The sequence below is a fragment of the Actinoplanes sp. NPDC021490 genome (assembly GCF_055562135.1).
Map to the genome: position 1 here is coordinate 81,642 of NZ_JBVHFW010000009.1, position 20,680 is coordinate 102,321.

Here is a 20,680-nt window from a genome sequence, read left to right on the forward strand (position 1 = left end):
GGGAGCGACATGCGGCCGGCAGTGAAATCGTCAGCCGACGATGGGGTTCCGCGTTCGGTCTGGCGTTTGCGCCTTCTGGCCGTCTGCGCGGCATTGACGGCCCTCGCGTTCCTGCAAGATCCCGGGTCGACCTCCATCGATACCAAGGTGGACCTGGTGATCGATCCCGGCGGCTGGCTGAGCCGGGCGCTGCACGTGTGGGATCCGGCCGGGACCTTCGGTCAATTGCAAAATCAGGCGTACGGCTACCTCTGGCCGATGGGCCCGTTCTTCCTCGTCGGCAAGCTGCTCGCCATCCCGGCCTGGGTCGTCCAGCGGCTGTGGTGGGCCCTGCTGCTGAGCCTGGCCTTCACCGGTCTGGTGCTGCTGGCCGAGCGGCTGCGGATCGGCACGCCGTGGGCCCGGATCATCGCCGGGGTCGCGTTCGCCCTGTCCCCCCGGATCCTCACCGAGCTGGGCCCGATCTCGGTCGAGGCCTGGCCCACCGCCCTCGCGCCGTGGGTGCTGCTCCCGCTGATCGGTCTGCGCCAGGGCGTGCCGATCCGCCGCGCGGTCACCCGGTCGGCGCTGGTCGTCGCGTGCGCGGGCGGCGTCAACGCGACCGCCGTGCTGGCCGTGGTGCCGCTGGCCGTGCTGTGGCTGGCCGGCCTGCGCCCGGCCCGGTTGCGGTTCCGCGCGCTGGTCGCCTGGGGCGCCGCCGTCGCCGCGGCCACGGCCTGGTGGCTGGTGCCGCTGCTGCTGCTCGGCCGGTACAGCCCGCCGTTCCTCGACTACATCGAGACTGCCGCCGTCACCACCGCGGCGACCGACACGACAACCGTGCTGCGCGGCGCCTCGCACTGGCACGCGTACCTGACCGGCGCCTTCGGTCCGCTGTGGCCGGCCGGCTGGCGGCTGGCCACCGAGACCACGGTCGTCGTCGCGACCCTGGTCGTCGCCGGGCTGGGCCTGGCCGGGCTGGCACGCCGCGGCGTGCCGCACCGCTGGTTCCTGGTCAGCGGCCTGCTGGCCGGGCTCGCCCTGGTCGGGCTCGGGCACGTCGGCGCGATCGACGGTCTGTTCGCCGACGCCCAGCGCACCTTCCTCGACGGGCCCGGCGCCCCGCTGCGCAACGTCCACAAGTTCGACGTCGTGCTCCGGATCCCGCTGGTGCTCGGCCTGGCCCATCTGCTCGGCCTGGCCCTGCGTTCGGCCCGCACGGCCCCCGAGCCCGGCCGCAGACCGGCCCGGGCCCGCGCCGCGGTCGTCACCGGCGCCGCGCTGGTCGCGATGGCCGGAGTGGCCAGTCCGGCGCTGGCCGGCGGGGTGGTGCCGCCCGGCAGCTTCGCCGAGGTGCCCGGCTACTGGAAGGACGCCACCACCTGGCTCGACCGCAACCTGGACAACGAGCAGGTGCTCGTGGTGCCCGGCGCCCGGTTCCCGCAATATCTGTGGGGCCGGCCGAGCGACGAGATCACCCAGGCCCTCATGAAGGGCAACTGGGGCGTGCGCAACTCGATCCCGCTGACCCCGCCGGCCACCATCCGCCTGCTCGACGCGGTCGAGGAGGCGCTGTCCACCGGCGCCGGCTCCCCCGGCCTGGCCACCCTGCTGTCCCGCTCCGGCGTGCGCTACCTGCTGCTGCGCTCCGACCTCAACTACGGCCGGGCCCAGGCCACCCAGCCGATCGTGGCCCGGCAGGCGCTGTCGCGGTCGCCCGGACTGGCCCCGGTGGCCACCTTCGGTCCCGAGGTGGGCGGCGGCGGGCTGCCCGGCGTCTTCGTCGACGACGGCCTCGACGTCCGCGTGCCCGCGCTCGAGGTGTGGCGGGTCGAGCCGCCGGCCAAGGCGGTCACCGCGTACGACGCGAGCAGCGTGACCACCGTCGTCGGCGGACCCGAGTCGCTGCTGGGCGCGGCGGCCGCCGGAAAGCTGCCCGACGGCCCCACGGTGCTGGCCGGCGACCGGCCGGACGACCTGGGCCCCGGCCCCGTGGTGCTGACCGACGGCATGCGCCGCCGCGAGGTCGCGTTCGGCATGGCGGCCGACCGGGCCTCGGCCACGCTCGAGGCAGACGACGACGGCCGGCTCGGCGCCCCCGCCCGCGACTACCTGCCCGCCTGGGGCGACGAGCAGGACACCGTCGTGCGCTACCGGGGCATCAGCACCGTACGGGCGTCCTCGGCCTATTCGGAGGCGAACGCCCTGATCGGCTCGCGCCCGGCCCACCAGCCGTTCGCGGCCCTCGACGGCAACCCGGGCACCTCGTGGCGGTCGGCGCCCGGTCTGCCCTCGGCCGGCCAGTGGCTCGAGGTCGAGCTGCCCGGCAAGCGCGTGATCAGCAGCGTCGGGCTCACCCTGGACCAGGGCACCGACTCCGTGCCCACCCGCATCACCGTGCGGGTCGGTCCGAACGAGCCGGTGACCCGCGAAATCTTCGGCACCAACGTGACGATCCCGCTGCCCGGCACCGTTCCGGCCGACACCGTACGCGTCACTGTGGACGCCGTCCGCGACGTGCGGCTCGGTTACGGCGGCGTCGGCATCACCGAGCTGAGCCTGCCCGGCGTGGTCGCCCAGCGCACCCTGGCCGTGCCGTCCTCGCCGGTCGCCGGCCGGCCCGCGGCCATGGTGTTCAGCGCCGCGCCCTCGGCCGCGGCCTGCTACTTCGCCGGTGGCCGCCCGTACTGCTCGGGCGGCAAGGCCCGCGACTCCGAGGACGGCGGTTACATCGACCGCACGGCCGAGGTCCCGCAGACCGCGCTCTACTCGGTCTCCGTGCGGGCCCGGCCGCGGCCCGGCGCGGCCCTCAACGCCATGCTCGACCCGGGCGGCACCGCGTCGCTCACCAGCGGCATCGTGCCCAGCGTGACCGCCTCCAGCAACGGCATGCCCGACCCGGCGGCCCGGCCCGGCGTGGTCGCCGACGGCGACGCGGGCACCACCTGGTACGCCGCCGACGAGGACAAGAACCCGTGGCTGCGGCTCGGCTTCCTCAAGCCGCGTCAGGTCAACGGCATCCGGATCCGGCTCGCCGACGGGGTCGCCGCGTCCCGCGTCTGGCAGGTCACCGTGCTCGGCGACACCAGCGTCCGCACCGGCTACCTCGACGACGGCGGCTCGCTGCGGTTCGACCCGCCGCTGCGCACCGGCGCGATCACCGTCCTGTTCTCCAACGCCTTCCCGTCCCGGTCGCTCGACCCCTACCGCGACACCACGCGGGAACTGCCGATCGGCGTCAGCGAGCTGAGCGTCCTGGACGACCCGCCGCCCGTCCGCACCGACCCGGACCGCAAGCTCTACCTGCGCTGCGGCACCGGCCCGAGCCTGTCGATCGGCGGCGTGCAGCGGACCACCGCGCTGGTGGCCACCCGCCGCGAACTGCTCGAGGGGCGCGAGGTGGCGACCCGGCTCTGCGGGCCCGCGGGCACCGGCCCGGTCCGGATGGCCACGGGCGAGACCCGGGTGGTGGCGATCGCGTCCTCGGCCGCGGATCCGCTCCGGCTCAGCCTGACCCCGCTGCGCGGACCGGAGGCGGGCCGCGGCGGCGGCGAGGCCGAGACCGGCAGCGGCCGGGAGAGCCCCGTACGGGTCGACAAGTGGACCTCGACGATGCGGCGCGTGCACCTGGACGCCTCCCCCACCCAGCGTGTGCTGGCCATGCGGGAGAACACCAACCCGGGCTGGAAGGCGACGCTGGGCGGCACGACGCTGCGACCGCTCATCGTGGACGGATGGCAGCAGGGCTGGATCGTGCCCGCGGGCCCGGCCGGCGAGGTCACCCTGCGGTTCGCCCCCGATCAGACCTTCGGGATCGCCCTCGGCGCGGGCGCGGTGCTGCTCGCCGGTCTGGCCGTGGCCGCCGTGATCCCGTCCCGCCGTCCGGTGCTGGTCGCGGCGCCCGTGCGGCGCCGCCGCCGGTGGCTGCTGCCCCCGCTGATCGGCGGGACCGCGCTGCTGCTCATCGGCGGCGTCACCGCGGCCGGGCTGACCGCGATGGGCCTGGCCGTGGTGGTGACCCTGCGCGCGCTGCGCCCGCATCTGGACAGTCGCGACCGGCAGTGGCTGCGCCGGGCGCTGGGCTGGGCCCGGTTCCTGCTGCCGGCCGCGCTGTTCGCGATCGCCGGCTGGTTCACGGTGACCGCCGACGCCGGGCACACCGCCGCGCTGCCTCAGCTCGCCGCGGTGGCCGCCGCGGTCGCGCTCTGGCTCTCGGTCTTGTTTCCGGGCGGGCGCCGCCGGCGGAGGTGACCGAGCCGCAGGAACGGCTTCTCGATCAGGTAATAGCTCAGCGAGGCCAGCAGCAGACCACCGGCCAGCGTGACCAGGTACGTCCAGAACCAGTCGCCGGTGAACTCCTGACGCCCGGTGACCTCGTAGAGCATTTCCAGCACGAAGGGGTGCCACAGGAACAGCCCGTACGAGACCAGGCCGAGCCACCGCGCGGGACCGGAGCCGAACGCGACCTTGGCCCGGGTCTGGGGGCCGAACGCCAGCGGCACCAGCACCAGCACCGCGATCACCGTGTAGAGCGTGATCTTGAGGCCGAACTGGGCGGCGGTCGGCTCGACCAGGGTGCGCGGCCCGGCGATCGAGGTGGTCGCCACGCCCAGCACCGCGAGCGCGATCGCCCAGCAGGCCAGCGGCGCCCGGCCGAGATCGTCGAGGAATCGCCAGCGGGGCAGCAGGCCGTTGCTCAGCGACACGTGCACCGAGGCCAGGGCCATGCCGGCGCCGAACCAGATCGCGTACGAGGGAAGCCAGGTGGTGTTCCGGCCGAGCGAGAGCACACCCGCGCTCAGCAGGGCGACCCACGTCGCGGTGATCAGCGCCGAGACGACGAGGATCAGCACCGGCCGCCCGGCCCGGCGCCGGCCGCTCAGCGCCAGCACGGCCAGCAGGGGCAGCAGCACATAGAACACGGCCTCGGTGGCCAGGCTCCAGGTGTGCCCGAGCGAGTGCCGCAGCCCGTACGCCTCGTAGATCTGGGTCAGCGTCAGGTGCCGGACCCAGTCCGCGGCCGAGGCGTCGGAGTTGCGCGGCACGACCAGCAGGCAGACCACCACCGTGACCCAGTACGCGGGCAGGATGCGCAACGCCCGCCGCCAGAGGTACGTGCCGGCGCCCGGCAGCGGCTGCTCGGTGGCCCGGGCGTGCGCCCACGGGCGGTACAGCAGGAAGCCCGAGAGCACGAAGAAGACGGCCACCCCGACGTCCAGACGGGCCAGCCAACCGGCCCACGGTCCATTGCCGACATTGACCCCGGTGGCGAACCCGACATGGTGCGCGACCACGGCAAGCGCTCCCACGACCCGTACCGCATCGAGTGGCGGGAGTCGATGAAGGGACCGGTTGGTAACGGGCGCAGACATAAACCGTCCAAGGGGGTCGCGCAACTATGTAACTGGCGAGTAACCTGCGCCCATTATGGGTGATCGGGCCGTGCGGGGATACCGGCCGATTGATAACGATGGGAGGGCTCCGTGAGGGCTCGCTGGGGTGCCTTGCTGTTCGGCATCGGCGTTTTCGCCGTGGTCATTGCGGCGGGTTGTGCGTTCTACGTCGCGCCGTCGGTGGCGCGGCTGCCTTACGACCTGGCGCTGTGCAAGCCGGACAAGACGGAGGACTGTCTGCGTCCGAGCGTCGCCGAGGCCAAGGACGCCAAGTTCCTGCAGACCAAGGGCGGGCCCGACGTGCCCACCCCGGTCGTCGCCATCCAGACCGGCACGCTGCGGTCGACCACCGAGATCGCTCCCCAGATCGATCTGACCAGCACGGAGATGAAGGACGACAACACCGTCATCTGGAACGGCTACGGCACGGTCAACTGGGTCGAGACGAACGAGATGGTCAGCCAGTACAAGGCCGGCCTCGCCATCGACCGGGACACCGCGGCCGCCGTCGACTGGTCCGACCAGTTCCTGCAGGACGCGGGCGAGGACGCGCCGTCGGAGGTCAACTTCGCCGGGCAGCTCTACAAGTTCCCGTTCGGCACCGAGAAGAAGGACTACCAGTACTTCGACCGCGACCTGCGCAAGGCGCTGCCGATCCAGTACCAGGGCTCGGAAAAGATCAACGGCCTGGACACGTACCGGTTCCAGCAGAACATCCCGGAGACCCCGCTCAACTTCTCCGAGGAGCGGCTCAGCGGCCTGCTGGCCACGTTCGCCCCGGAGGCCGACGGCGGCCAGGTCAACTACAGCAACGTCCGCACCATCTGGGTCGAGCCGGTGTCGGGCACCTTCATCAAGGTGCAGGAGCAGCAGAAGAAGACGCTGGTCCCCGAGACGGGCGCGCCGACGCAGCTGCTGGACGGCAACTTCATCTACACCGACGAGACGATCGCCAACAACGTCAAGTCCGCGGGTGACACCAAGAGCTCGGTCCTGATGATCAGCCGCAACCTGCCGATCGGCCTCGCCGTCCTCGGCGCGCTGCTGCTCATCATCGGCCTGGTGCTGGTCACCACCGGCCGCCGGGCCGCCGCCCGCCACCGCTCCGAAGAGATCAGCAACACCGAGGCCGAAGCCAAGGCCTGATCCCGTACGGCCCGTGGGAGTCCTCCGTCCTCCGGAGGGCTCCCACAGCTGTCGGCGCACTATCAGTGGACGGCGCCGGAGTAGCGGCCTCCAACACGTTCGGTAGTCGCCCTGAAACGTACGGTGCGGCTACCGATCCGCAACTGCGGGATGGCTGTACCGGGGCGGCGCGGCGTCGATCTACCCGGCAGTAGTGAGACGCCCCCCGATCGAGGAGTTCCCATGAACGCCGCCGCCACCGCCCCCGTCGTGCTGATCGCCGAGGACGACGAGGACATCCGTGACCTGATCTCCTGGAAGCTCGAGGTCGCCGGGTTCCGCACGCTGCACGCGGGCAACGGGCGGACCGCGGTGGAGCTGGCCGCCGCGCACCGCCCCGACGCCGCGGTTCTGGACGTCAACATGCCCGCCATGAACGGGCTCGAGGTCTGCGAGAACCTGCGCCGCGGCGAGGGCACCGCCGGCATCCCGGTGCTGATGCTGAGCGCCCGGGCCACCGAGAGCGACATCGAGTCGGGCTACACCGCCGGCGCTGACGAGTACCTGACCAAGCCGTTCCATCCGCAGGAGCTGCTCCGCCGCCTCGAGGACCTGCTCAGCGCGGCCGCCCGGTAACTCCGCGGAGCCGCAGGAATCTTTTCGGAACCTTTAAGGCCCTGTTATGAGAACCCCGGATACGTTCCTGCTCGACAAACGGACGAGCCCGGGAGGCAGAGCATGTTGCCGGTCATGGTCACCGAGATGAGCGCCGGGCGGCGTCCGCGCCGAGGGCGGCCGCTCGAGATGCTGGCGGGCCGGCGACTGGAGTACCTGCGGCTGGGCCACCACTTCGCGCTGAGCTTCACCGGCGGCGGTCAGGTGCTGGCCGAGACCGCCGTGCAGCTGGCCGCGCCGGGCGCGGGCCGCGTGCTGGTCGAACCGGGCGAACACCCCTCGGACGACCTGGCCACCCTGCTCGGCGACGAGGTCGTGACCGCGTGCACGGGCGACGCCGGCGAGCTGACCCTCACCTTCACCAGCGGCGCCGAGCTGCTGATCTGCCCGCACGCCGACGTCGAGTCGTGGGCGGTCACCGCCCCCGACGGCTTCCTGATCGTCTGCCTGGCCGGCGGCGAGACCGCCACCTGGGGCGACGCCTAGCCACCACCCCGACACGAACGAGCCCGGCCGCCGAGACAGCGACCGGGCTCGGGTGTTCGGTGGATCAGCGCAGGTCGAAGCGGTCCGCGTCCATGACCTTGGTCCAGGCGGCCACGAAGTCGGCGACGAACTTCTCGTTGGCGTCGGAGCTGGCGTAGACCTCGGCCAGCGCCCGCAGCTGCGAGTTCGAGCCGAAGATGAGGTCGACCGCGGTGGCGGTCCACTTCACCTCGCCGGTGGCCAGGTCACGGATCTCGTAGAGGTGCTCACCGGTCTCCGCGGTCTTCCAGCGGGTGCCCGGGGAGAGCAGGTTGACGAAGAAGTCCGTGGTGAGCTGACCCGGCTTGTCGGTGAGCACGCCGTGCGGCGCGTCGCCGAAGTTGTTGCCGAGGGAGCGCAGACCGCCGACCAGGACGGTCATCTCGGGGGCGGTCAGGTTGAGCATGTACGCGCGGTCGACCAGCAGGATCTCGGGCTGGGTCTTCTCGCCGGGGCGCAGGTAGTTGCGGAACCCGTCGGCCCGCGGCTCGAGCACCTTGAACGCCTCGACGTCGGTCTGCTCCTGGGTGGCGTCGGTGCGGCCCGGGTGGAACGGCACGGTGATCTTGACGCCCGCGTCCAGCGCCGCCTTCTCGACCGCGGCCGAACCGGCCAGCACGATCAGGTCGGCCAGCGAGATCTGAGCGCCGCCGGCGCCGTTGAACTCCTGCTGGATGCCCTTGAGCTTCTCGATCACCGGGGCCGTGCCCTGGTTGATCTCCCAGCTGCGCTGCGGCTCGAGGGCGATGCGGGCGCCGTTCGCGCCGCCGCGCTTGTCGGTCGAGCGGAAGCTGGCGGCCGAGGCCCACGCGGTCGAGACGAGCTGCGGCACGGTCAGGCCGGAGTCGAGGATCTTCGCCTTGAGCGCGGTCACGTCCGACTCGCCGACGAGCGGGCCCTCGACGGCCGGAACCGGGTCCTGCCACAGCTGCGGCTCGGCCACCCACGGGCCGAGGAAGCGGCTGACCGGGCCCATGTCACGGTGCAGCAGCTTGTACCAGGCCTTGGCGTAGGCCAGCGCGAACTCGTCCGGGTTCTCCAGGAAACGGCGCGAGATCTTCTCGTACGCCGGGTCCATGCGCAGCGCCAGGTCGGTGGTGAGCATCGTCGGACGGTGCTTCTTCGACGGGTCGAACGCGTCCGGGATGATCTCGTCGGTGGTCTTGGCGACGTACTGCTTGGCGCCGCCGGGGCTGGTGGTCAGCTCCCACTCGTACCCGAAGAGGATCTCGAAGAAGCGGTTGCTCCACTCGGTCGGCCGGTCGGTCCAGGTGACCTCGAGGCCCGAGGTGATGGTGTCCTTGCCCTTGCCGGTGCCGTAGGTGCTCAGCCAGCCCAGGCCCTGGGTCTCGATCGGCGCGCCCTCGGGCTCGGGGCCGACGTGGCCGTCGGCGACACCCGCGCCGTGGGTCTTGCCGAAGGTGTGGCCGCCGGCGATCAGCGCGACGGTCTCCTCGTCGTTCATCGCCATGCGGGCGAACGTCTCGCGGATGAAGTGCGCCGCCGCGACCGGGTCGGCGCTGCCGCGCGGGCCCTCGGGGTTGACGTAGATGAGGCCCATCTCGGTCGCGCCGACGCCCTCGGCCATCGTCTTCTCCGAGGCGTAGCGCTCGTCGCCCAGCCACGTGTCCTCGGGACCCCAGAAGATCTCCTCGGGCTCCCAGGTGTCGACGCGGCCGAAGCCGAAGCCGAAGGTCTTGAAGCCCATCGACTCCATGGCCACGTTGCCCGCGAGCACCAGCAGGTCGGCCCACGAGACCCGCTGGCCGTACTTGGCCTTGACCGGCCAGAGCAGACGACGCGCCTTGTCGAGGTTGGCGTTGTCGGGCCAGCTGTTGAGCGGGGCGAACCGCTGCCCGCCGTCGCCCGCGCCGCCCCGGCCGTCCTGGATGCGGTAGGTGCCCGCGGCGTGCCAGGACATGCGGATCATCAGGCCGCCGTAGTGACCGAAGTCGGCCGGCCACCAGTCCTGCGAGGTGGTCAGGACATTGACGATGTCCTGCTTGAGCGCGTCGACGTCGAGCTTGGCGAACTCCTGGGCGTACTGGAAGTCGGGGCCCAGCGGGTCGGCCTTCGTCGAGTGGGCGTGCAGCACCGACAGGTCGAGCTGGTTGGGCCACCAGTCCCGGATCGTACGGGGGCGGCCGCCGGTCTTGGGCGTCGGCGAATCGATCGCCGGGTTCTCGCTCTCGCTGCCGTGCGCGGTCACGGAATCGTGCGCCACGGGGCAGCCTGCTGCGTCTCCGATTTGGGCGTCGCTCATGCTTTTCCTTCCGAACAGTCGGGACAGGTGCCCCAATAGACGACCTCCGCCTCGTCGATCACGAACCCGTGATCGTCGGAGGCGGTAAGACAGGGTGAGTGGCCGGCCGCACAGTCGACGTCGGCGATCGCGCCGCACGAGCGGCACACAACGTGATGATGGTTGTCGGCCACCCGGGTCTCGTAACGGGCAGTCGCGCCGGCCGGCTCGATGCGCCGCACCAGCCGAGCCTCGGTGAGCGCGCGCAACACGTCGTAGACCGCCTGGTGGGAGACCGTGGGAAGGTCGGCCCGGACCAGCGCGATCACCGTGTCGGTGTCAACGTGCGGGTGGTCACGAAGCGCTGAGAGCACCGCCAGCCGGGGCCGGGTCACGCGCAACGATACCGCCCGCAGTTGCGCTGCGAGGTCGGACGTCACGCAGAGACCTTAGCCCTGTTTTCTGGAATGAATCAAGTTTTCAGAGGCGGGTTTCACTGCAGGGCGTCGCGCTCGGCCTTGATCGTGGTGTCGTCGCCGTGGCCGGTGTGCACCACTGTGTCGCCGGGGAGAACGAACAACTTCGCGCGGATCGACTGGACGATCAGGTCGGCGTCGGAGTAGGAACGGCCGGTCGCGCCCGGTCCGCCCTGGAAGAGCGTGTCACCGGTGAAGACGCAACCCAGCTCGGGCGCGTAGAGGCAGACCGCGCCCGGCGCATGCCCCGGCGTGTGCAGGACGGTCAGTCCCGAGATCTGCTCGCCGTCGGTCAGGTCGCGGTCCCACTGCACCGACGTCCCGTGGGTGAGCTCCCACAGCGGGCGCTCGGCCGGGTGCAGCAGGATCGGCGCGCCGGTGCGGTCGCGCAGGGCGGGCGCCACCCGTACGTGGTCGTCGTGCGCGTGCGTGCAGATGATCGCGGTGACCGTGCGGTCGCCGACCACGGCCATGATGGCGTCGACGTCGTGCGGCGCGTCGATCACCACGCACTCCGACTCGTCTCCGACCACCCAGACGTTGTTGTCGACGTCGAAGGTCTGACCGTCGAGGCTGAACGTGCCGGACACGACACCGTGATCCACGCGAGGCTGCATGCCGATCACGATACCGATTCCTTTCCGGCGTCCCCGCGGTCTGTACCGGCATGACAACGACAACCGACCCGAACCGCCTGCTCTGGCAGGAACGCGCCGCCGGCGACGACACCCGCGCGTGGGAGTCCCTGACCACCGAGCCCGAGGGCCTGACCGAGGAGCCGAGCGAGCTGGGGCTGTGGCTGCGCCCCGCGCAGGCCATGACCGGCTGCACCCTGCTCGCCATCCACGGCGGCGGCTTCGTCAGCGGCTCGATCGCCACCCACCGCAAGATGTTCGGTCACCTCGCCCTGGCCGCGGGCCTGAACACGCTGGTCGTCGATTACGGCCTGGTTCCCGAGCACGTCTACCCATCCCAGCTCAACCACGTGCGAGGCGTCTTCGACGCGATACCGGGCCGGACGGCGGTCGCCGGCGACTCCTGCGGCGCGACTCTGGCCCTCGATCTCAAGTCGGCCGCGGCCCTGGTCCTGTTCTCGCCGTGGGTCGACGGCGGGGCCACGGGCGCGAGCTACGACACCGGCACCGACCCGTTCTTCACCCGCGACCTGGTCCGGGGCCTGGCCGAGGCGTACGGGGGCAGCAATCCGGACCTGAGCCACCTCCCGCCGACCTATGTGCAGGTGGGCGCGGACGAGGCCCTCCGCGACGACGCGCGCATGCTGGCCCGGGAGGCCCCGGAGGTCGAGCTGGACGAGTTCGAGGGCCAGCTGCACACCTTTCAGATGGCGGCCGGGCACTCCCCCGCCGCCGACGACGCGATCAGGCGGGCGGGACAGTGGCTGCGCCGCACACTGGCCTCATGACCGGTTTCGAGGCGGCCACCACCCCGCTGCGGCGCGAGCTGACCGCCCACTGCTACCGCCTGCTGGGTTCGTGGGACGAGGCCGAGGACGCGGTGCAGGAGACCTACCTGCGGGCCTGGCGCGCCTGGGACCGGTTCGAGGAGCGTTCCACCGTACGCACGTGGCTGCACCGCATCGCGGCCAACGTCGCCCTGACGGCGCTCAAGAAAAGAGCCCGGGAACCACAGGTCCAGTTCCAGCCGTACGCGGACCACGGCGACGATCTGCGGCTGGCCTTCATCGCCGGGTTGCAGACGCTCACCCCGGGCCAGCGAGCCGTCCTGCTGCTCCGCGACGTCCTCGACTTCCCGGCCCACGACGTCGCCGCGATGCTGGGCCTGTCCACGGGGGCCGTGAAGAGCGCGCTGCAACGCGCGCGGGCCCGGATCGCCGAGGTCGCGCCCCGCCCCGACGACATCGCCGAGCCCCGCAGCCCGCGGGCGCAGCGTCAGCTGGAGGCGTACATGACCGCGTTCCGGACGGCCGACGTGACCGGGCTGGCCTCCCTGCTGCGCCGCGACGCCACGCTGGAGCTGGTGCGGGAGGGGCAGCGCTTCGACGGGCTCGCGCAGTGCCTGCCCGTGCTCACCGCGGCCGTGGGGCAGCCGGGCGAGTGGCGGATGGATCCGGCCGGGGCGAACGGGCAGCCGGCGGCCGTCGTGCACTGGTGGGGGCGGCCGGCCGGAGTGGCGGTGCTCGACTGCCGGACCGACGGAATTGCCGGAATCGTGGTGTTCGGCGACCCCGGGCTCGTCACCCGCTTCGCATCCTGACATGCCCCGCCCGGGGGTCGTACGCGACAATGAACCGGCACGGACGCTGACCGACCCCTTTCGAAAGGACCCGCGCCTTGGCCGGTGGACTCGTAGCCCTGCTGGATGATGTGGCGGTGCTGGCTCGCGCCGCGGCCGCCTCCATCGACGACGTCGGGGTGGCCGCCGCGAAGGCCGGGGCCAAGGCCGCGGGCGTGGTCATCGACGACGCCGCGGTCACGCCGCAGTACGTTCGGGGCCTGGCCGCCGAGCGTGAGGTGCCGATCATCAAGCGCATCGCGATCGGCTCGCTGCGCAACAAGTTCCTGATCATCCTGCCCGCGGTGCTGCTGCTCAGCCAGTTCGTGCCGTGGCTGCTCACGCCGATCCTCATGCTCGGCGGCGCCTACCTGTGTTACGAGGGCGCCGAAAAGGTATGGGCCAAGATCGCCCACCACGAGGCGCACGACGAGGCGGCCAAGGACGAGAAGACGCTGATCTCGGGGGCGGTCCGCACCGACCTGATCCTGTCGGCCGAGATCATGGTCATCACGCTCAACGAGGTCATCGACGAGCCGTTCTGGTCGCGCCTGGCCATCCTGGCCGTCGTCGCGCTGCTGATGACCGTCGCGGTCTACGGCGCGGTGGCCCTGATCGTGAAGATGGACGACGCCGGCCTGCGCCTCTCGCAGGGCCCGGGCGCGGTCGCCGGTTTCGGCCGCGGCCTGGTCAAGGCCATGCCCAAGGTGCTGACCACGCTCACGGTCGTCGGCACCGCGGCCATGCTGTGGGTCGGCGGGCACATCCTGCTGGTCGGCACCGACGAGCTGGGCCTGCATTTCCTCTACGAGACCGTGCACCACGTGGAGGAGGCGGCCCACGATGCCACCGGCGCACTCGGCGGCCTGGTCGGCTGGCTGGTCAACACCGTCTTCAGCGCCATCCTGGGCCTGATCGTCGGCGCGCTGATCGTGGTCGTGATGACGTACACGTTCCACCGCCGCAAGAAGGACGGGCACGCACCGGAACCGGCGGCCGAAAAGACGGACGCGGCGGCCGAAAAGACCGACCCGGCGACCGGCGAGGGCGCGCATTCCTGAACTGCTCACGAACCGGCCGCCGGGACTGATCAGGAGGTAGCGGGGTCCCGCGGCCGGTGCGGGACGGGTGAGGCGGACGGTGACGGATGGGCGTGGACAGCGCTGAGCGGCCGCTGCCCGAGCTGCCCACGGACGGCACCCATTACGCCCTGCTCTCGTCGACGGACCGCACCCGGGTCAAGCGCCTCTATCTGACCGACGGCGAGACGACCGTCATCTGGAAGGAGTTCCTGGGCGCCGGCGGGGCGATGCGCCGCCGCCGGGAGCACGCCCTGCTGCTGCGCCTGGCCGGCCTGCCCGGCATCGGCGGCCTGGCCCCGTTCACGCACCCCGAGGCCGAGCTGCTGACCGACGAGGGCGGGCGAACCCTGGCCTACGCCGTGGCCGCCCGCGAGATCGGCCTGTCCGAGGTGCCGCGGCTGGCCCACCGGCTGGCCCGGATCATCGCGGGCATGCACTCGCGCGGCGTCGTGCACAAGGACATCAACCCGGCGAACATCCTGCTCGGCGACTCCGGCCGGCCGGTCCTGGTCGACTTCGACGTGGCCAGCCTGTTCAGCGAGGACCAGAGCGCGTTCGGCGACCTGCGCACGATCGACGGCACCCTGGCCTACCTGCCGCCGGAGCAGACCGGGCGAACCGGCCTGCCGGTCGACCACCGCGCCGACCTCTATTCGCTGGGCGCCACCCTCTACGAGGTGGTGGCCGGGCACCCGCCCTTTCCGGACGACGACGACCTGCAGCTCGTACGCGATCTGCTGCTGCGCGTTCCGGTCCCGCTCACCGACCTGCGCCCGGAGACCCCGCCGATGCTGTCGGCGATCGTCGCGCGGCTGCTGGAGAAGGAGCCCGGCCGCCGCTATCAGAGCGCCGAGGGCCTGGCCCACGACCTGGCCCGGATGCGGGAGTGGCCGGAGACGTCGTTCCCGCTGGGCGAGCGCGACTTCCCCCTGCGGCTGACCGCGCCGTCGACCCTGGTCGGCCGGGAGGCCGAGGTGGTCGCGCTGCGCGCCGCATGGGAGGAGGCGGTGCTCGGCGGCAAGCGCGGGCTCCTCGTCTCCGGCCCGCCCGGCTCGGGCAAGACCGCCCTGATCAACGCCCTGCGCCGGCCGGTGGCGACGCGCGGCGGCTGGTTCGTGACCGGTCACGCCGACCCGGCCCGGCAGGGGGCCGCGGCCGGACCGGTGCTGCGTGCGCTGCGGCGGCTCGGCCGGTTGCTGCTCGCCGAGCCGCAGGACGCCCTGGCCTCCCTGCGCACGTCGCTGCTCGGCGCGCTGGGCCCGAACACGGCCCTGATCGCGGCGGCGCTGCCCGAGTTCGGCACCCTTCTCGGCGGCGACGACCACGCCGAGGTCGAGAGCGCCGAGGTCGGCGTGCGGCTGCGGCAGGCCGTGGTCGAGCTGCTGAGCACCGTCGCGAGCCCCCGGCGCCCGCTGCTGATGGCCGTGGAGGATCTGCAGTGGGCCGACCCGACCTCGTTCGATCTGCTCGACGCGATCCTGACCGAGCCGGGCATCGACGGCGTGCTGGTGGTCGCGACGTTCCGGCCGGGCGAGACGGATCTCGCGGCGGTGACCCGCTGGGGCGGCGACGTGCCCGTGCTGCCGCTGCACAACCTGCCTCCCCAGGGCTCCAGCGACCTGCTGCGGGAAATGTTGCGGCTGCCCGAGGCGGGCGCCGCTCACCTGGCCGGGCTGCTGCACCCGTGGGCCGGCGGCAATCCGTCCGACACTCTCGAACTGGCCAACGCGCTGCGCCGCGGGGGCGCGCTGACCCTCGGCGAGGACGGCTGGAGCTGGGACGACGATCTCATCCGGCGGCAGGCCTCCCGCAGCGACGTGGCCGGGGTGCTGCGCGACCGGATCGGCAGCCTGCCGCCCGAGACCCGGCGGGTGCTGTCCGTGCTCGCCCTGCTTCCCGACGACGAGCTGCTCAACAGCGTGTTCGCCCGCGCGGCCGGTCTGCCGGTGGAGGCGCTGCTGGCGCCGATGTACCCCGCCCTCGAGGACGGGCTGGTCGTCATCGCGACGACGCCGGGCAACGCCGCGGCCCCGGCACACTCCGCCTTCCGCAACCAGCGGGTTCGCCAGGCGGTGCTGGCCGGGCTGTCCGACGGGGAACGGCGGCGGATGCGGCTCGACATGGCCCGGCGGCTGGCCGTCGAACCGGGCATGGAGGTCGTCGCGGCCGAGCAGTACGTGGAGGCGGCCGAGCTGGTCACCGAGCCCGATGAGGCACGCGTCATGGCCACGCTGTTCCGGGTGGCCGCCGACAGCGCCGCCGCGGCCGCCAACCACGAGGCCGCCGAACGTTTCGCGGCCGCCGCGATCGACGCGTACGCCGGGCTGGGCGCACCGGACGACGAGCCGGGGCTGCTCGACGCGCGTGCCCGCCGGCACCGGGCGCTCTATCTGCTCGGGCGGCTCGACGAGGCGGACGCCGTCTACGCCTGTGTCGCCCGGGTCCAAGCCGATCCCGTACGCCTGACCGCCGTCGCGGTGGTGCAGCTCAGCAGCCTGGCGCAGCGCTCGCGCCAGCAGGAGGCGCTCGACCTGGGCCGGGAGCTGCTCACCCGGCTCGGCGACGAGCTGCCCGGACCCGAGTTCGAGCGGCGGATGGCCGCGTACGGTCAGGAGATCCTGGCCTGGAGCGAGCGTCTGGACCTGGCCGCCGACCTGGCCCGGCCCGAGATCACTGACCCGGCCGTGCTGGCCCGGACCCGGCTCTACGGCAAGCTGCTGCCGATGTGTTTCCTGCGCGGCGAGCGGCTGCTGGGCGCGTGGGTGATCGTGCAGAGCTGGCGCCTGTGGCAGCGGTACGGCCCGTCCCCGCAGCTCGCCGCCACGCTCACCTCGGCCGGCCTGGTGATGCTGCAGAACACCGGCGAATACCGGGCCGGCCCGCGGATCGGCCGGCACGTGCTGACGGTGGCCGAGAGCCGCGACTACGAGCCGTTGACGTCGCTCGCCCGCTACCGGTTCGCGATGCAGCTGCAGGTGTGGACCGAGCCGATCGAGGACACGATCGCCGAGCTGCGCCGGAGCTACGAGGGCCTGGTGCGCGGGGGCGATCTCGAAATGGCCGGGGCGGCGTGGAACGCCATCCTGGTCGGCCGGCTCGAGTCGGCGGCCACGGTGGACGAATATCTCGCGGACATCGATGCGGCGCTGGCGTTCGACGCCCGTACGGGAAACGACTTCTTCGGCGCCGTGGCGATCGCGCACCGGCAGCTCGCCCGCGCGCTGCAGGGCCACACCGTGTCACCGGGCAGCCTCGACGACGCGGAGTTTCAGGAGATCACGCATCTGGCCGGGCTGCCGCCGCAGACTCTGCCCACCAGCGTCTATCACCTGTGCCGGGCGCTGGCGGCCGCGGTGTCCGGCGACGACGAGGCGCTGCGGCGGCACGCCGGCGAGGCCCGGCGGGCGGCCGGAGTGCTGCCCGGATATCTGTCCACTCTGGCCCATCTGCTGTCGTCGCTGGCCACCGCGGGCCGCCTGCACGCCCTGCCGCTGGAGGAGCGCGCCGACGACCCGGGCACGGCGGAGATCGCGGCCGGCCTGACCTGGCTGCGCGAGCGGGCCGTCGACTGCCCGGCCAACTTCGGCCACCTGGCCCTGTGGATGACGGCCGAGGAGGCGTGGCTGCGCGGCGACCTCACCACCGCTTTCGTGTCGTTCGACCACGCCGTGCAGGCCGCGCAGTCCCGGCCGCGGCCGTGGCACGCCGCGCTGATGCTGGAACGGGCCGCGAAACTGCACTTCTCGGTCGGGCTCGAGGCCGGCGGGCGGCTGCAGCTGGCCGAAGCGCTCCGCGTCTACGAGCGGTGGGGCGCTACTGCCAAGGTGGCGCTTCTGCGCACGACGCATCCGGTGTTGCGTCCGGCCGGACCGGCGGTCCGCGGCCGGTCGCGCGGCCCCGGTTCGCTGCGTTCGGACGCGCTGGACACGATGGCGATCCTGCGGGCGTCGCAGGCGCTGAGCTCGGCCACCGACCTCGGCCACCTGCGCGGGGCCATCGTCGAGCAGCTGACGTCGCTGACCGGAGCGTCCGAAGTGGTCCTGCTGGTCCGCGACGAGGACGGCGGGTGGTTCCTGCCCGGCGGCCCGGTGGGCGCGGTGAAACTCGACATCGAGGGCGCCGAGGTCTACGGCCTGCTGCCGATGAGTGCCTTCCAGTACGCCATCCGCACGCGCGACGTGCTGCTGGTCGAGGACGCCACCCGCGACGACCGGTTCGCCCGGGACCCGTTCCTCAACGGCACCCGGTGTTGTTCGCTGCTGGTCGTGCCGGTGCTGCACGGCAACACGCTGCGGGCCGTGCTGGTGCTGGCCAACCGGCATACCAGCGGGCTGTTCACGGCCGATCGGCTCGACGCGGTCAAGCTCATCACCGGGCAGCTGGTCGTCTCGCTCAACAACGCCATGCTGTACGCCTCGCTGGAGGCGCGGGTGGCCGAGCGGACGCGCGAACTGAACGAGGCCAACACCAAGCTCGAGGAGCTGAGCCGGACCGACGCGCTGACCGGGCTGGCCAACCGGCGCCGCTTCGAGCAGGCGCTGAGCGCGCTCCACGACCGGCTGCGGCACAGCGGGTTGCCGTACGCCGTCCTGATGATCGACGTCGACTTCTTCAAGAAGTACAACGACCGGTTCGGCCACCAGGCCGGCGACGAATGCCTGCGCCGGGTGGGCGCGGCGCTGGCCGCCACCGTCCGGGCGGGCACCGACCTGGCCTGCCGGTACGGCGGGGAGGAGTTCGTGATCGTGCTGAGCGACGCCGACCCGGAGATCGCGTCGACGCTGGCCGAGCGGGTGCGTGCCGCGATCCGGGGGCTGCGGATCCCGCATCCGGACGGGCCGGGCGGCTACGTCACCGTCAGCATCGGCGTGGCCGTGGCCTCGGGCCCGGACGACGACGGCGTGCTGGGCCGGGCCGACGCCGCCCTGTACGACGCCAAGGCCGCCGGCCGGGATCTCGTCCGCGTCGCCGCGCCCGCCCTCAGCGCATGAAGGCGCTCTTGGCGGCGTTCAGCCACAGGGCCTGACCGGCCGCGTTGGGGTGGATGCCGTCCGGGACGAGCGACCGCAGCGGCCGCTTGTCCGCGGCGAACTGCTGGTGGGCGTCGATCGTGGTCCAGCCGTTCTCCTCGGCCAGCTCCTGAATGGTGTGCAGCCGCACGGTGTGCGCGTAGCGCTCCAGCGAGCTCTTCTTGGGCGAGCCCTCGGGGTTCTGCAGGACGGGCACGACGTCCGGGCTGGGCCACAGCGACGAGAGCTGGTAGGCCAGCCGCTCGTACGTCGGGTACGTGGTGGCCCGGCCCTCGTTGTGGCTGTAGTTGAGCAGGAACAGGTTTCCGCCCTGCGCGGTCAGCTTGTCGAACCGGTTGCCCTGCAACGCATAGCCGGCCTTGGCCCCGCCGACGCTGCCGTTGTAGAACGACAGGGTCAGCCAGCCGTTGCCCTCGCTGAGCACGGCCGGAGCCCCGTACGCCTGCTTGTTGTCGTTCCACTGGCGATAGGTGGTGCGGTAGTGCGGGTAGCGCTCGGCGATCCACGAGGCCAGCTGATAGAACCACTCCGACTTGTCGTTGCCGGTGGAGTCGCCCAGCAGCGTGATCGTGGCGTTGCCCCAGCCGTTGGACAGCTGGTCCATCAGCTGCCCCGGGGCGCCGACGGCCAGCGGCAACGCGGCCTGCTTGGTCGTGGTTCCCGTCGCGTTCTTCGCGCTGGGCTTGGGGCTCGCGTCCGCTGTGGAGTGAGCGTAGGCGACGGGAGCGGCGATGATCGCGGTGAGCGCGAGGGCGCCAACGGCGGCGGCACGGAAAGCCATGGAGGGGCGGGCTCCTGGGGGTGCTGACGAACCTGATGAAACTTGCTCAGGGAACGACGGATCGTGATGGGCGGCTAAGGCTAGCGGTAGTGATCTTGGGTCCACCAGCGCGGTGCGGCCATCAACGATTGACGTTCCCGGCGGTCCCGGATCATCCGTTCGGTCAGACCGCCTCGAACATCATCAAGACGACCGGAGGACCACGCCGCTGACCAACGGTCTTCATCAATCCACATCAGCAACATCATTTGCCGATGTCAACGTCACCCACCCTGAGGGCGACAAGGACCGGCAGCTCGCGGTTCAGCCGGTGATCTCGGGGTGGATCATCCAGACGTTCGGTTCCCAGTACGTGCCCTGGGCGGTTTCGGTGTCGATGCGGACCGGGGCCAGGCCGTGCGGGAAGACGTAGTCGCCGGATTCAGGGAAGACCAGGCCGGTCCACGACTGCCACTCGGCGACCGTTCCGGTGATCAGAAGCGACTCCGGCAGCGGGGTCGAGACCCGGGCGCCCAGGCGTTCGTGAACGCGCATCCACGGGTCGAGCAGCAGGCCGTCGTCTCGGCGCCACCGGACGTAGCGGTCGATCGGCGTCAGCGGATAGCGGTCCTTCCACGACGGGCGGACCGGCGCGATCAGGTGGGTCAGGCCCTGACGGGCGGCGATCGTGCGCATCGCCTCCAGCAGGGTCCGGGCCAGGCCACGGCGGCGGCCGTCGCGTGGGGTCTCGGCGGCCAGGGCACACAGCGTGTTCACGGGCTCGCCGGCCCGCGTACGGGAAAAGCTCTGTTCGATGGCGGAGTCGATCCCGCCGGGCAGGGTCGCGTCGTCGCCGTCCCACCACAGCGGGCAGGTGTGCCCCTCGGCGACGACCTCGCCGGTCTCGTCGTCGCACAGCAGGAACTGGTAGCCGGCCAGTTCGTCGTCGAGGTGACCCCACCACTGGTTGAGGTGGTCGCCGTGCAGGTTGTACTCGGGCCAGACCTCGGCCGACGGGATGCCCCGCTCGCGCAGGTCCGGCCGCTCCGCCGCGGTGTGCATCGTCAATGCCATGGCCTCATGATGGCGAGCCGCGGCGCGAAGGCCAGTTATTTATGCCGGTACGATCCGGGTCATGAT

The 20,680-nt window shown here is 72.1% G+C and carries 14 protein-coding genes; 8 read left to right on the forward strand and 6 right to left on the reverse strand.

Annotation, left to right across the window (positions count from 1 at the left end; all coding sequences use genetic code 11):
- Positions 1–9 precede the first annotated feature (9 nt).
- The gene (locus ACZ3I4_RS23625; RefSeq protein ID WP_465384164.1) at positions 10–4,230 is read left to right on the forward strand and encodes an alpha-(1->3)-arabinofuranosyltransferase domain-containing protein; all 4,221 of its coding nucleotides are present in this window, start codon (positions 10–12) and stop codon (positions 4,228–4,230) included.
- On the opposite strand, the gene ACZ3I4_RS23630 is transcribed toward ACZ3I4_RS23625, so the two are convergent.
- The gene (locus ACZ3I4_RS23630; protein WP_465384165.1) at positions 4,152–5,351 is read right to left on the reverse strand and encodes an acyltransferase family protein; all 1,200 of its coding nucleotides are present in this window, start codon (positions 5,349–5,351) and stop codon (positions 4,152–4,154) included. The genes ACZ3I4_RS23625 and ACZ3I4_RS23630 overlap by 79 nt on opposite strands.
- Positions 5,352–5,462: 111 nt before the next feature.
- On the opposite strand from ACZ3I4_RS23630, the gene pgfA reads away from it, so the two are divergent.
- The 3 genes from pgfA to ACZ3I4_RS23645 all read left to right on the forward strand — a co-directional run bounded on the left by pgfA (position 5,463) and on the right by ACZ3I4_RS23645 (position 7,658).
- Complete coding sequence (pgfA, locus tag ACZ3I4_RS23635; RefSeq protein ID WP_465384166.1) at positions 5,463–6,518, forward strand: cell envelope lipid trafficking protein PgfA; 1,056 nt, start codon at positions 5,463–5,465, stop codon at positions 6,516–6,518.
- 222 nt (positions 6,519–6,740) lie between these two features.
- Positions 6,741–7,133 carry a response regulator transcription factor gene (locus ACZ3I4_RS23640; RefSeq protein ID WP_465384167.1) on the forward strand — a complete coding sequence of 131 codons (393 nt, stop codon included), beginning with the start codon at positions 6,741–6,743 and terminating at the stop codon, positions 7,131–7,133.
- A 102-nt stretch (positions 7,134–7,235) separates the two neighbouring features.
- A complete protein-coding gene (locus ACZ3I4_RS23645; protein WP_465384168.1) occupies positions 7,236–7,658 on the forward strand; it encodes a DUF6188 family protein in 423 nt (140 codons plus the stop codon).
- 64 nt (positions 7,659–7,722) lie between these two features.
- Here ACZ3I4_RS23645 and katG read toward each other — a convergent pair whose 3' ends face one another.
- From katG to ACZ3I4_RS23660, 3 genes are read right to left on the reverse strand one after another with little or no spacing between them, the layout of a single operon-like run.
- Complete coding sequence (katG, locus tag ACZ3I4_RS23650; protein ID WP_465384169.1) at positions 7,723–9,960, reverse strand: catalase/peroxidase HPI; 2,238 nt, start codon at positions 9,958–9,960, stop codon at positions 7,723–7,725.
- Positions 9,957–10,379 carry a Fur family transcriptional regulator gene (locus ACZ3I4_RS23655; protein WP_465384170.1) on the reverse strand — a complete coding sequence of 141 codons (423 nt, stop codon included), beginning with the start codon at positions 10,377–10,379 and terminating at the stop codon, positions 9,957–9,959. Before ACZ3I4_RS23655 ends, katG begins: the two co-directional genes overlap by 4 nt.
- Positions 10,380–10,432: 53 nt before the next feature.
- The gene (locus ACZ3I4_RS23660; RefSeq protein ID WP_465384171.1) at positions 10,433–11,032 is read right to left on the reverse strand and encodes an MBL fold metallo-hydrolase; all 600 of its coding nucleotides are present in this window, start codon (positions 11,030–11,032) and stop codon (positions 10,433–10,435) included.
- 50 nt (positions 11,033–11,082) lie between these two features.
- Here ACZ3I4_RS23660 and ACZ3I4_RS23665 point away from each other — a divergent pair, with 50 nt between their 5' ends.
- From ACZ3I4_RS23665 to ACZ3I4_RS23680, 4 genes are all read left to right on the forward strand, one after another.
- Positions 11,083–11,838, forward strand: coding sequence for an alpha/beta hydrolase (locus ACZ3I4_RS23665; protein WP_465384172.1), 756 nt, complete (start codon positions 11,083–11,085; stop codon positions 11,836–11,838).
- Entirely contained in the window at positions 11,835–12,650 is an 816-nt protein-coding gene (locus ACZ3I4_RS23670) for a sigma-70 family RNA polymerase sigma factor (protein ID WP_465384173.1), read from the forward strand. The genes ACZ3I4_RS23665 and ACZ3I4_RS23670 overlap by 4 nt, the downstream gene beginning before the upstream one ends.
- A 77-nt stretch (positions 12,651–12,727) precedes the next feature.
- Entirely contained in the window at positions 12,728–13,729 is a 1,002-nt protein-coding gene (locus tag ACZ3I4_RS23675) for a DUF808 domain-containing protein (protein WP_465384174.1), read from the forward strand.
- A 92-nt stretch (positions 13,730–13,821) separates the two neighbouring features.
- Entirely contained in the window at positions 13,822–18,741 is a 4,920-nt protein-coding gene (locus tag ACZ3I4_RS23680) for a diguanylate cyclase (protein WP_465384175.1), read from the forward strand.
- Here ACZ3I4_RS23680 and ACZ3I4_RS23685 read toward each other — a convergent pair.
- On the reverse strand, positions 18,731–19,561 hold the full coding sequence (locus ACZ3I4_RS23685) for an SGNH/GDSL hydrolase family protein (protein WP_465384176.1): 831 nt from the start codon (positions 19,559–19,561) through the stop codon (positions 18,731–18,733). The genes ACZ3I4_RS23680 and ACZ3I4_RS23685 overlap by 11 nt on opposite strands.
- A 303-nt stretch (positions 19,562–19,864) precedes the next feature.
- The gene (locus ACZ3I4_RS23690; protein ID WP_465384177.1) at positions 19,865–20,614 is read right to left on the reverse strand and encodes a hypothetical protein; all 750 of its coding nucleotides are present in this window, start codon (positions 20,612–20,614) and stop codon (positions 19,865–19,867) included.
- Between the last annotated feature and the right edge of the window lie 66 nt (positions 20,615–20,680).